Genomic DNA, 13593 nt, shown 5'->3' with positions numbered 1-13593 from the left:
TTTCAATACACAAGATGGCTACAGATAAAAAAGACATAGAACAATTAGCGATAGATACCGTAAGGATATTATCAGCTGATGCTGTACAAAAAGCAAACTCCGGACACCCTGGCACGCCCATGGCGATAGCCCCTATTGGCCATGTACTTTGGACGCAGTTCATGCATTATAACCCTAAGAACCCACATTGGGCCAACCGCGACAGGTTTATCCTTTCGGCAGGACACGCCTGTATGTTCCAGTATAGTTTCCTTTACATGACAGGTTATGACCTGACCATGGATGATCTGAAGAATTTCAGGCAGTTGCACAGCAAAACAGCTGGTCACCCCGAATACGGTCTTTTGGATGGTATCGAGGTAACTACCGGCCCGCTTGGACAGGGATTTGCCAACGGAGTTGGTTTTGCCATAGGTCAGAAATATTTGGCAGCACGTTATAACAAACCTGGTTTCGATCTCTTTAACTACAAAATATACGCGGTGTGCAGTGATGGCGACCTGATGGAAGGTGTTGCGTCGGAAGCTGCTTCACTGGCTGGCCATCTGGAGCTGGGCAATATCATTTATATCTACGATGATAACCACATTTCGATAGAGGGTGATACTGATATAACCTTCAACGAAGATGTCGCCAAACGCTTTGAATCGTACGGCTGGCATGTACAGGTAGTGAATGACGTTAACGATACCAAAGCACTTTCCAACGCCATAAACAACGCTAAAATTGAAACCAGCAAGCCGTCTATCATCAAAGTACGTTCGCATATCGCTTACGGCAGCCCAAACAAGGTGGATACGGCCGGTGCACACGGTTCGCCGCTTGGCCCGGATGAGATAAAACTGGTGAAGAAATTCTTTGGATTTGATCCCGAGCAATCCTTTGTCGTACCGGATGAAGTGCTGGAATATTATCGCAATTGCGGTGCGAAAGGTGCGGATACAGAAAAGAAATGGAACGACCTTTTTGCAGAATATAAAAAGAAATTCCCCGAATTGGCTGCGGAATATGAACAGGTAACCAGCGGTGAATTACCAAAAGGCTGGGCCGACAGTTTACCGGTATTTAAGGCAGAAGGCAAGATGGCAACCCGCCAGGCGTCCGGCAAGGTGTTAAATGCCATTGCTTCAAAATTGCCGACATTGATAGGCGGCGCTGCTGACCTCGCCCCATCTACCGAAACCAACATGAAAGAGTACAGCTCTTTCACGGTTGAGCATAGGGACGGGCGTAACTTCCATTTTGGTATACGCGAACATGCAATGGGTTCGGCTTTAAATGGTATGGCTTTGACCAAAGGCATTATCCCTTTCGGCGCCACGTTCCTGATGTTTTCTGAGTATATGCGGCCGCCTATACGTTTGGCAGCGATTATGAAGATACGCCCGATATTTGTTTATACACATGATAGCATAGGCCTGGGCGAAGACGGAACTACACATCAACCGATAGAACAATTAGCGTCTTTGCGTTCGATACCAAATATCGTTGTACTTCGTCCCGCCGACGCGAATGAAACCGCACATGCATGGCGTGTAGCTTTAGAGCATAAAGATGGCCCGGTGGTATTGGTATTCACCCGCCAGGGATTGCCGGTCATCGACCAGGATAAATATACCAGTGCATTTGAATTGGAAAAGGGCGCTTACATTTTATCAGATTCTGAAAAAACGCCCGACGTAATACTGATAGCTACCGGTTCAGAGGTTTCCTTAATTATGGCTGCGCAGGAGAAATTGAAAGCCGATGGCGTAAACGCCCGCGTGGTAAGTATGCCGTCGTGGGAACTATTTGAAAAACAATCGGCTGCTTACAAAGAAAAGGTGTTCCCGAAATCCGTTAAGAAACGCTTGGCGGTGGAAATGGCCTCGCCGCTTGGCTGGCACAAGTATGTAACGGACGAGGGAGACGTCCTCGCTATGCACGGCTTTGGTGAGTCGGCCCCGGCAGAAGAACTCTATAAGGAGTTTGGATTTACCGTGGATAACGTGGTGGCAAAAGCTAAAGCATTACTTAAGTAATATTTACTTAAGAATTTGTATATCAGCTAAAAATGAACTGGAAAAACAGTTTGATATCGCGACTTGAGTGGTCCGGGGAGATCATTAACATCAATGGTAAGCAAAAGGTGGCCTGGGAAATAGCCGCCAAGGTTAAGGATGGAGATATATTGGGCGTAGGGTCGGGTTCGACATCGTACCTGGCACTGGTTGCAATAGCGGAACGGATAAAGTCAGAAAAACTGAGTGTGAAAGCGATAACTACATCGATAGAAATATCGATGTTTTGCAGCAAATTTGGCGTACAGCAAACCAGTTTATTTGAGCATCGGCCCGACTGGCTGTTTGACGGCGCAGATGAGGTTGATCCGGATAATAACCTGATCAAAGGAAGAGGAGGGGCCATGTTTAAAGAAAAATTGCTGATGAGTTCCAGCCCTGTGAATTATATCATAGTTGATGAATCAAAAATGGTTCAAAAACTCAACACCAGGTTTCCAGTTCCGGTCGAGGTTTACCCCCAGGCATTGCTGCACGTGGAAAAGGAGTTGAAGCAACTTGGTGCCAATAGTATTGTTTTAAGACCCGCAAAGGGTAAAGACGGTTCTATCATCACAGAAAACAATAATTTGGTACTGGACTGTAATTTCGACGAGGTGTATACTGGTCTTGAAAAAGATATCAAAACCATCACCGGGGTTATAGAGAGCGGATTATTTATAGGGTACAAGCCCGAAATACTGATGGCCGCAAATAATTAATAAAGGATTTTAAATTTAACATATATAGATATGGAAGCTAACAGAGTAAAACAGATACACAGTTTTGGCCAGAGCATCTGGCTGGATTTTATTGCCCGTAGCATCATCAACTCAGGTGAATTGAAACAACTGATCGATGTGGATGGCATCAGGGGCGTTACTTCGAACCCGGCTATATTCGAAAAAGCGATTACCAGCAGTTCTGATTATGATGACGATATCAGGGAGTTATCCGAAAAAAGTGAAGATAATGAAGAGATATTCTTTGGCCTTGCTATTAGCGACATTCAAAAAGCTACAGATCTCTTCAAAGGGGTTTATGAGGAATCAAATGGTGAAGACGGTTATGTGAGTTTGGAAGTATCGCCTTTCCTGGCGTTGGATACCGAAAAAACAGCCAGCCAGGCAGCTGACCTGTGGAAAAAGGTGGATCGCAAAAATGTGATGATAAAAATTCCCGGGACTAAGCCGGGATTGGAAGCTATCCGCCGATCGATAGCAAAAGGTATCAATATTAACGTTACGTTATTGTTTGGTCTTCCTCGCTACGAGGAAGTAACCGAAGCTTATATTTCGGGGCTGGAAGATCATTTGGCCGCAGGTCATTCTATTGGGCATATTTCATCCGTCGCCAGTTTCTTCCTGAGCCGCATTGATGTAATGGTTGACCCTATGCTGGATGAGAAAGGCGCACCCGAATTGAAAGGCGAAGTAGCTATCGCGTCAGCAAAGAAAGCTTACGAAATTTACAAACGCGTATTTAGCGGGCCACGTTGGGAAAAACTAGCGGCGCAGGGTGCTAAACCACAACGTTTGCTTTGGGCAAGTACCAGCAGCAAGAACCCGGCGTTTAAGGATACCAAATATGTGGAAGCATTGATCGGCCCTGAAACTGTCGATACCGTTCCACTGGAAACTGTTGAGGCATTCCGCGACCATGGTATTGCTGAAAATACCTTAGAGACCGGCCTTGCTGAAGCCACCGCCGTATTGGACAAACTGAAATCGGTCGGCATCAATATCGACGAGATCACACAAAAGCTAGAAGATGAAGGTATCGACAAGTTCAACAAACCTTTTGAAAAATTATTACAGGCTATAGAAGATCAGAAAGCTAAAGTGAAATAATATGGAAGCAGCGGCTTTAAAGGTCCTGTTTTTTGATATTGGCGGCGTGCTTTTGACAAACGGCTGGGGCCGCGATTCAAGAAAGCTGGCCGCCGAGCAATTCGGGCTAGATTACGACGAGGTAAATGAGATACACAATTTCATTTTCAATGTCTATGAAATAGGCAGCATTGACCTCGACGAGTATCTTGATACGGTGATATTTAATCACCCCCGCGATTTTACACGGGAGGACTTTAAGGAATTTATATTTTCACGGTCCAAAGAACTTCCTGATACGCTGGCCTGGTTGAAACAATGGAAAAAGGATTGCGGTTTCAGGATCATATCCATCAATAACGAAGGCAAGGAATTGAATGACTACCGTGTTAAAAAATTTAAGCTGCACGAGGTTTTTGATGCTTTTGTGTCATCTTGTGAAGTGAACATGCGCAAACCCGATCCCGGCATTTTCAAACTGGCAATGGGTATAGCGCAGGCGTTGCCTCAGCAATGTGTTTATTTTGACGATAGGATCATGTTTGCAAACGCCGCGCAAAAACTGGGTATCCGTTCATACCAGCACACCAGTTTTGAATCGACCCAAAAAATATTGGAAGAATTAAAAAAAGAAAAATCAAACTAAAATGAGCGATACAACTAAATATGCCTTTGGCATGATAGGTTTGGGTACCATGGGCCGCAGCTTGCTGCTCAACATGGCCGATCATGGATTTGCAGTAGCCGGTCACGATAAAGATGCTTCGAAAGTAGCCTCGTTAAACGAAGAGGGCAAGGATAAGGACGTAAAAGGTTTTGGCGATGTGGCGGAGTTTATTCACAGCCTGACCACGCCACGCGCTATCATGATGCTGGTTCCGGCAGGTAAAATTGTCGATGCGGTTATTGATGAACTGACCCCATTATTGGACAAAGGCGATATTTTGATCGACGGTGGTAATTCGCATTTTACAGATACCAACCGCCGTGTAGACGAACTGGAAGCTAAAGGCCTGCACTTTTTCGGTATGGGCGTTTCCGGCGGCGAAGAAGGCGCCCGCCGCGGGCCGAGTATGATGCCGGGTGGTGATAAAGAGGCTTATAATGTAATGAAGCCTATATTCGAGGCCATTGCCGCCCACGTTAACGGCGAGCCATGTGTCACTTATATAGGTCCGGGCGCTTCGGGGCACTTTGTGAAAATGGTTCACAACGGTATCGAATATGGGTTGATGCAACTGATAGCCGAAACTTACGAGATCATGAAAAAAGGCCTCAAAATGGATAATGCTTCTATTGGCGAGGTATATACCAAATGGAACGAAGGCAGATTGCAGTCATTCCTGATGGACATTACCAAGGATATTTTCGCTTTCAATGCACCGGGTACCGATCATTTGCTTATAGACGATATTAAAGATGAGGCCAGGGCCAAAGGTACGGGTAAATGGACATCGCAGGTGGCAATGGATCTGCAGGCGCCAATACCAACTATCGACTCCGCCGTTTCTATGCGCGACCTGTCCAAATACAAGCAACTGCGTGAACAGGCATCTACCCTGTATAGCCAGGCCGAACCGGAAATGGATGTGGATAAAGAAGAATTTCTTGCTGCGCTGGAGCAGGCATTTTATTTCAGCATGATCATCAGCTATGCACAGGGCATGCATTTGCTAACAAATGCATCAACAGAATATAAATATGATCTTAAACTTGGCGAAATAGCCAAGATATGGCGTGGCGGTTGCATCATACGCTCAGCCTTCCTGAATGATATTTTCAATGCCTATCAAAACGATCCGCAGTTAGCTCATTTGTTGCTCGACGGCGGGGTAGAGGACCTGGTTTCTGAAACCGTAAAAGGCGCCCGAAAAGTATTGTCTGCAACTATTGGTGCGGGTATAGCCGCGCCTGCTTTTGCTGCTTCGCTTAGCTATTTTGACAATTTCCGGAATAAAAGAATGCCATCGAATCTTACCCAGGCACAGCGCGACTATTTTGGTGCGCACACCTATGAATTGATAGGCAAGGAAGGCGTCTTCCATACCCAATGGACCAAAAAGAATGATTAACAACTGATCAAGACATTATCATGAGTTCAAATACAACATCAGAGCCTACCATATTCATCATTTTTGGTGGGACAGGCGACCTGAACGCAAGAAAAATTACGCCCGCCCTTTATAATCTTTTTTTGGACGGCTGGATGCCTAAACAATTCTCGATCATCGGTACCGGCCGCACACAACTCACTGACGAACAGTTCAGGAAAAACATGCTGGACGATATCAACCAGTTTTCGCGCAGCGGTAAGGCCGATAAAGAGAAATGGGCCGAATTTGAAAAGAATATTTATTACCAGGCTTCGGATGTAAAGGATGCAGAAACTTATAAGGAGTTTGGAAAGAAGATAGATGGCCACAATGCTGAATGGAAAACAAAGGCCAATGTGATCTATTACCTGGCTGTTTCTCCAAATCTGTTCCCCATCATTGCATCGAACCTGGCAAAGGCAAAACTTGCCGAGGACAAGTTGAAAACAAGAATAGTGATCGAAAAGCCTTTTGGTCACGATTTGGATACAGCCAAAGAGCTTAATCAACTATTATCGAGCATTTTTAATGAATGCCAGATATATCGCATTGACCATTACCTGGGCAAGGAGACTGTTCAAAATATCATGGCATTCCGGTTTGCAAACTCCATTATGGAGCCGCTTTGGAACCGAAATTACATTGAGCATGTGCAGATTTCGGTTACAGAGCAGCTTGGGGTTGAGGAACGTGGCGATTATTATGACGGATCGGGCGCTTTGCGCGATATGATACAAAATCACCTGCTGCAACTACTTTGCCACGTTGCCATGGAGCCGCCGGTAAGTTTTAACGCCGACGAGGTTCGCGACCGCAAGGTTGACGTACTCAAAGCAATGCGCAAATTTACGCCTGAAGACGTGCGTATGTCGGCAGTACGTGGCCAATACGGCAGCGGATGGATGCAGGGTAAAGAAGTACCTGCATACCGCGATGAACCCAAAGTCGATCCTCAATCGAACACAGAGACTTTCGCCGCATTTAAGTTTTTTGTTGATAACTGGCGCTGGCAGGGTGTGCCTTTCTATGTGCGCACCGGCAAAAGGATGCACCAGTCATCATCCGTAATTTCTATACAGTTCAGGGATGTACCCCACCTGATATTCCCGACGGAGGCTGCGGAAAGTTGGCAGCAGAACCGGCTCATTATCAGCATACAGCCCGAAATGAGCATCCGTTTGCAGGTACAGGCTAAACGCCCCGGTATAGACATGGTACTGAATGTGGTTGATATGGTTTTCGATTATAAGGGAACTTACAGTCAGCAGGCGCCAGAAGCTTACGAAACTTTGATATTGGATACCATGCTTGGCGACCAAACCCTGTTTATGCGCGGCGACCAGGTGGAAGCGGCATGGGAACTGGTGATGCCGATATTGAGCACCTGGCAGCATAAAAAGAGCCTGAACTTTCCGAATTATTCGGCTGACTCCTGGGGCCCCGAAGCTGCCGAGGCGCTAATCGCGCGTGACGGGTTCAATTGGTTTACTTTACCGGTTAATGGCAAAAAATAAATACTGATGAAAATAAACGTTTTTAAAACGGAAGATGAGGTATTAGATGGCCTGGCTAATTATTTTGTCGAAGTTGCCGCAAAATCAATAGCACATCACGGGCAGTTCTCGGTTGCCTTATCAGGGGGTAATTCACCAAAAAAACTATACGAACTATTGGCGTCGCCTAAATTCAGGGATAAAGTAGAATGGAAAAAAGTACATTTCTTTTTTGGCGACGAGCGTTACGTTCCGCACACCGATCTGCAGAGCAACTACCTGATGGCCAAGAAAGCCATACTTGAACCGCTGGATCTTAGTTACCGCCAGATATTCCCGGTAAATACATCAGTTTCGCCTGAGGAAGCTGCAGCGAGATATATCAATGATATTAATTTATACTTTGCGGGATTCGATGCCCGGTTCGACCTGGTACTATTAGGATTAGGTGATAATTCGCACACCGCTTCTCTATTTCCGCACACACCGGTTTTACACGATAAAACGGCATCGGTAAAAGAAGTGTTTTTAGACGACCAGCAAGTTTTCCGTATCACTATGACTGCTCCGCTGATCAACCAGGCACACCATATTGCCTACCTGGTTTATGGTGCCGGCAAAGCCGAAGCCGTGCATCATGTTATAGAGGATAAAAAGGATATTGAAAATTACCCGGCACAACTTATCAAACCATCGGATGGGGAGTTACAATGGTTCCTCGATACGGCAGCCGCGGCACTTTTGAAGAAATAAAAACATCGTTTTAAGAAAAAAACAAAAAATGTCTCAAAAATTTGAGACATTTTTTGTTTGTACACGTATAAATACGCTTTCTAATTAAGAAAAAGTACGCTTTAACTGTTGGTATAATAATTGTTACTTTACGCCAAAATAGGTTTAGTACCGTACTTAATTTTGATGAAGCCTGTTTAGATATAATTGTTAATTTTAGTTTATAATTAAATACAACCCGTACCCCAAAAAGAAAATAATGCTTGATCTTATCTTATCCGATGAAAAATCTTATGATGTTGAAATAGGTTACTGGAAGGAGAAATTGCAGGGGGCTGCGCCTGTGCTTTTGACTACCGACTTCAGCCGTACATCTGCCGCAGGGGGCAATAATGCTTCTTTTGAGTTTACAATTGATAAAAAAATAATAGAAAAGTTAGGAGCTTTCGGCGAAAAGCCTGATGCTGAACTGTTTGCAAACCTGCTGGCTGCCTTTAAAGTTTTGTTATACCGGTATAGCAACCAGGAAGATATATGCGTGGGAAATATCATCGTTCGAAAGGTCGAAAATGAAAATCCAGGTGATGCAGCATTAAATGTACTCGCGCTGCGCGACTCATTGACTGGGGAAGATGCATATAACGACTTTTTAAACCGGGTAAAAAATACCACAGTTGAGGCATATCAGAATCAGCGCGTTCCCTTTGATACTGTTTTAAGCAGTTTAGCTAAAGATCACAAGGGGCCAAATCCGCTCTTTAACACAACTTTTTCATTACAAAGTGAGGTTAACGAAGCTGTAAAAAAGGAAGCAGCCAAATACGATATCTCATTGGTTATTAACAATTCTGTGTCCGGGGTATCTGCTGAGTTGTTTTATAATGTCAATTTGTTTAAAAAGGGAACCATTGAGCGGATGGCAGGCCACTATGAGCAATTGTTGAGATCAATAGGAGAGGATACGGAGAATAAAACAGGTGCATTGCCTATGCTTACGCCTGCTGAAATAGAGGATATACAAGTAAAATTTAACGATACTTTAACTTACTACCCGGCTGAAAAAACCCTTGTAGATATTTTTGAAGAGCAAGTTGCCAAAACACCCGAAGGGATAGCATTGCGCCAACACGATAAGACGCTGACCTACAGTGAACTAAATAAAAAAGCCAATCAGCTGGCCCACTTTCTTATCGGGCACGGTGTGCAGCGTACCGACAATATCGGTATCATAGCCACGCGTGGGTTCGATATGATCATCGGAATGTTCGGGATAATGAAGGCAGGCGGAGCTTACGTGCCGATTGACCCGGAATACCCGATAGACCGGCAGGAATATATTCTTCAAAACTCGGCCGCGATCAAAGTTATTGCTGATGGCGATTACCCATTGCAGGACCTGGTGCCGCCGGAACAGTTTATCAGGATCAATACGCTTGACTTTAGCGGTTACAGCGCCGAAAATCCAGGGCTCGAAATAGACAGTAAGCAATTAGGCTATACAATATACACCTCGGGCTCGACAGGCAGACCAAAAGGAGTGATGATAGAACACCATTCGGCTGTAAACCTGTGCCTATGGGTAAATAAGGAATATAGTATCAGTTCGGAAGATAAGCTACTGTTCATTACATCCATGTGTTTTGACCTTTCGGTTTATGATATATTTGGGATACTTGCGGCCGGGGGATCTGTTGTGATTGTTGAACAACAGGAATTGATGGATGTTCCGAAGCTTAAAGATATGATGCTTAATTACGGCATTACATTCTGGGATTCTGTACCCACAACCATGGATTACCTGGTAAGGGAGCTGGAAAGCCGCGACCAGGATTACATACAGGAAACACTCAGGGTGGTATTTATGAGTGGCGACTGGATACCGGTTAACCTGCCCGACAGGATAAAAAAATATTTCCCAAAAACAAAAGTTATAAGCCTGGGGGGCGCCACTGAAGGCACAGTATGGTCAAATTTCTTCCCGGTGAATGAGGTGGGCAAGGATTGGAATAGCATACCCTACGGCAGGCCGCTGGCAAATAACTTCTTCTATATTCTTAACGATCAATTGCAACCACAGCCGGTAGGTATACCGGGTGAGTTATACATTGGCGGTGTGGGAGTTGCACGCGGTTATGCTAATGATGAGGCAAAAACAAATTATTCGTTTGTAAAAGACCCTTTTAACAATAAGGCAGGTGGTAGGATGTACCGTACAGGCGACCTTGGCCGCATGCTGCCCAGCCTGAATATGGAATTTATTGGCCGCAAGGACAACCAGGTGAAAATCCGAGGTTACCGTATTGAACTGGGTGAGATCGAAAGCGTTCTGGGCCAGTGCGATGTGGTAAGGCAGGCAGTTGTTTTGGCTAAAGATGATAAAGACAAGAAAAAACGCCTGGTAAGTTACGTGGTAGGTAAAGGGGATTACAGCCGCGATAAGGTGATCGACTTCCTGAAAGCAAAACTGCCTGATTACATGGTACCTACATTGTGGATGGAACTGGACGAATTGCCTTTAACATCAAACAATAAGATCGACAGGAAATCGCTCCCTGATTTTGATGCCGAAGAGCAACAAAAAGATAATTATGTTGCCCCCCGTACGGAAACAGAGCAGGCGGTTGCCGAAATATGGAAGGCTGTTTTAAAATTACAGCGTGTTGGTATTGATGACAACTTTTTTGATATAGGTGGGCATTCTCTGCTTGCCGTGCAAATAATGACGCGTATCGAAAAGAAACTGGGAAAAAAACATGCTATCGCTGTATTATTTCAATATCCAACTGTAGCTCAGCTAAGTGCGTTTATTGAAAAAGAAGACACCCGGAACATTAAGTGGCGTACCATAGTGCCAATAAAAGCTACAGGCAGTAAAATGCCACTTTATATTGTCCATGGTGCAGGATTGAACGTGCTCAACTTTCACGACCTGGCATCGCATGTAGATGCGGAACAGCCCGTGTTTGGTGTGCAGGGGATAGGTCTTGATGGCGAAGATGCTTCGTTTAACAATATAGAGGATATCGCGTCTTTTTACACCGATGAACTGCTAAAACATAATCCAGCGGGGCCTTATGCCATTGCCGGATATTCTATCGGAGGATTTTTGGCTGTGGAAATGGCCCGCAAATTACAAGCAATGGGTAAGGAAGTAAAAGAACTTATCATTTTCGATACCGATGCCGATAACGCAAGGGAAACAGAACCGTGGTATGTAATTACGCCAAAGATCGTAAAACGTTATTTACCAAGGTTCCTGGGTGGTAAGAAATCGCTTCGAAAACAATTGGCGTATAAATTCAGGTCAAATAAAGAGGTGCTGACAAATAAGGTTGGCTTGCAGGAAAAGCCTGAATCGGCTGAATATTACGCTTTACTCGATTCGATAAAGCAGAGGTATTTTGCTGCATTTAAAGATTATAAACTTACGCCGTTGAATATTGATATACAACTATTTAAGGCTGATTTTAATGATCATTATAACGATGATGAAATTTACCTCGGCTGGAAAAAATACACAACAAAGGAAGTTAAGCGGTACCTGGTACCCGGTAATCACCTGACCATGATGGTTCCGCCAAATGTTTCCAGCCTGGCCGAAGGGTTGCAGGAAGTATTAAATAATGCCTGACCGAACAATTTTTTTAAATCAGTGTTAAACGACAAACGCTGCCTGCAAAACATATAGCAGAAAGCCCGACAGTGTTAAATAACTATTGATAATATATTCCAAATGACAATAAGGCCCCTAACCCAAAATGATATAGAGCAATGTGCCCGCTTGTATGTGCTGGCATACAACAGGCCACCCTGGAACTATAACTTCAGTCATGAAAAGGCTGTAAAATACCTCACAGAGTATACCGAGCGAAGCAGGTTTGTAGGATTTGTACTGGTTGAAGGCGATAATATTGCCGGCGCCATGTTAGGGCATTCCAAAACATGGTGGACAAATGACCTTTTATATATTGATGAATTATTTGTAGCTCCTGAAAGTCGTGGAAAGGGTTACGGAAAAAGTCTGCTTGATCATGCCGAGGAATATTCGCGCGAGCAGGGGTTTGAGGTAATAACGCTTATGACGAACAAACACATGCCGGCATTCGAGTTTTATAATCATATTGATTATATACAAGCCGAACATTTTGTGTTCTTATTCAAGCCGGTATAGGCTTTTAGTTATTTTATTACTATCGCAGGGAATTAAAACAGGAAGTGCCGGATAGCCATAAAACAGGCAAAACAAAATACGCCAACACTAACGGTGTATATCGACACGATAAGGATTCGATCAGTTTTTGTCATTTGAGCGGGGGTGGTCATAAATTGGAAATTGAACTTTAATAGCTGGTTAACTTTCTATTTAATTTTTACGGAAGCTAATAGAGCAGGGTTGCAACTTTTTGAAAAGAATTTGAAAAATATTTTCAGATGAGGTAGAAGCAATTTTTGGAATGCATTTAATTCGAATTATTCAAACTTATTTACTGAAAATACGTTTAAGTTGCGGTAGAAAGAAGCCGTTTGTGGCCCAGCGTCTCTGTACCTTTTATGTAAATATTTTTACTTATTTTCGGTGGGCTTAATTAATTAAACTAAAACGTAGATAAAATGAAGCGTACTTTTATCAATCTTGTTATCGTAGGTTTATTGTTTTTCGCGGCGTCTTGCGGCACTTACAAGCAGGTACCCTATTTCCAGGACCTTGACCGTTCGTCTGTAGTATCGCAGGAAATCAAAAATTATTCACCGCTTACTATACAATCGGGCGATATATTGGGTATAAGCGTTACCAGTAACTCGGATCCCGCAGCAGTAGCTGTTTTCAACTATAACTTAAACCGGGTTAATGGTGTCAACTCTGATTTTACGCCGAGTAATGCAGTTGTGGGTTACCTGGTTGACACCAAAGGTAATATACAGGTGCCTTACCTGGGTACAATGAAAGTAGCCGGTTACACAACAACCGACTTAAGAGATCAACTGGAAAAATCGTTGGTAAAATATGTTAATCTGCCGGTGGTCAATATCCGCATCCTTAATTTCAAAATCGGCGTTATGGGTGATGTGATGAAACCGGACGTGTATACTTTCCAGAACGAAAAAGTGTCAATACTCGATGCGCTAAGTAGTGCAGGGGACCTGACCATTACCGGGAAGCGTCAGAATGTTTTGCTGATCAGGGAAATTAACGGCAAACGGGAATTTATACCTATCGACCTTACTTCTAAAAAACTATTCGAATCACCTTACTATTATCTAAGGAATAACGACATACTTTACGTTGACCCTGATCGTACTAAATTCGCTCAATACGATACAGGTTACCGCACGGCATCTCTGATAATCTCTGCTGTATCGGCTGTATCACTCGTTATAACTGTAATATTATATCACAAATAACTAT

The 13593-nt window shown here is 44.0% G+C and carries 10 protein-coding genes; all 10 read left to right on the top strand.

Annotated elements, in window-relative coordinates; all coding sequences use genetic code 11:
- Positions 1–14: 14 nt before the first annotated feature.
- The gene (gene tkt, locus FRZ54_RS17920; RefSeq protein WP_147033120.1) at positions 15–2021 is read left to right on the top strand and encodes a transketolase; all 2007 of its coding nucleotides are present in this window, start codon (positions 15–17) and stop codon (positions 2019–2021) included.
- A gap of 32 nt (positions 2022–2053) precedes the next feature.
- Complete coding sequence (rpiA, locus tag FRZ54_RS17915) at positions 2054–2761, top strand: ribose 5-phosphate isomerase A (protein WP_147033118.1); 708 nt, start codon at positions 2054–2056, stop codon at positions 2759–2761.
- A 30-nt stretch (positions 2762–2791) separates the two neighbouring features.
- On the top strand, positions 2792–3889 hold the full coding sequence (tal, locus tag FRZ54_RS17910; RefSeq protein ID WP_147033116.1) for a transaldolase: 1098 nt from the start codon (positions 2792–2794) through the stop codon (positions 3887–3889).
- 1 nt (position 3890) lies between these two features.
- Positions 3891–4514, top strand: coding sequence for an HAD family hydrolase (locus FRZ54_RS17905; RefSeq protein ID WP_147033114.1), 624 nt, complete (start codon positions 3891–3893; stop codon positions 4512–4514).
- A 1-nt stretch (position 4515) separates the two neighbouring features.
- Positions 4516–5940: an NADP-dependent phosphogluconate dehydrogenase gene (gene gndA / locus FRZ54_RS17900; RefSeq protein ID WP_147033112.1), complete on the top strand. Its 1425-nt coding sequence runs from the start codon at positions 4516–4518 to the stop codon at positions 5938–5940.
- Between the two features lie 20 nt (positions 5941–5960).
- Positions 5961–7475, top strand: coding sequence for a glucose-6-phosphate dehydrogenase (gene zwf / locus FRZ54_RS17895; protein ID WP_147033110.1), 1515 nt, complete (start codon positions 5961–5963; stop codon positions 7473–7475).
- Positions 7476–7481: 6 nt separating this feature from the next.
- Positions 7482–8207 carry a 6-phosphogluconolactonase gene (gene pgl / locus FRZ54_RS17890; RefSeq protein ID WP_147033108.1) on the top strand — a complete coding sequence of 242 codons (726 nt, stop codon included), beginning with the start codon at positions 7482–7484 and terminating at the stop codon, positions 8205–8207.
- 238 nt (positions 8208–8445) lie between these two features.
- Positions 8446–11817 carry a non-ribosomal peptide synthetase gene (locus tag FRZ54_RS17885; protein ID WP_147033106.1) on the top strand — a complete coding sequence of 1124 codons (3372 nt, stop codon included), beginning with the start codon at positions 8446–8448 and terminating at the stop codon, positions 11815–11817.
- Positions 11818–11919: 102 nt separating this feature from the next.
- Complete coding sequence (locus tag FRZ54_RS17880) at positions 11920–12357, top strand: GNAT family N-acetyltransferase (protein ID WP_147033104.1); 438 nt, start codon at positions 11920–11922, stop codon at positions 12355–12357.
- Positions 12358–12797: 440 nt separating this feature from the next.
- On the top strand, positions 12798–13589 hold the full coding sequence (locus FRZ54_RS17875) for a polysaccharide biosynthesis/export family protein (RefSeq protein ID WP_147033102.1): 792 nt from the start codon (positions 12798–12800) through the stop codon (positions 13587–13589).
- The last annotated feature ends 4 nt before the right edge of the window (positions 13590–13593 follow it).

The organism is Mucilaginibacter ginsenosidivorans, assembly GCF_007971025.1.
Taxonomy (GTDB): Bacteria; Bacteroidota; Bacteroidia; order Sphingobacteriales; family Sphingobacteriaceae; genus Mucilaginibacter; species Mucilaginibacter ginsenosidivorans.
The sequence above is the reverse complement of the archived record's forward strand: the minus strand, read 5'-3'. Positions and strand labels throughout refer to the sequence as shown.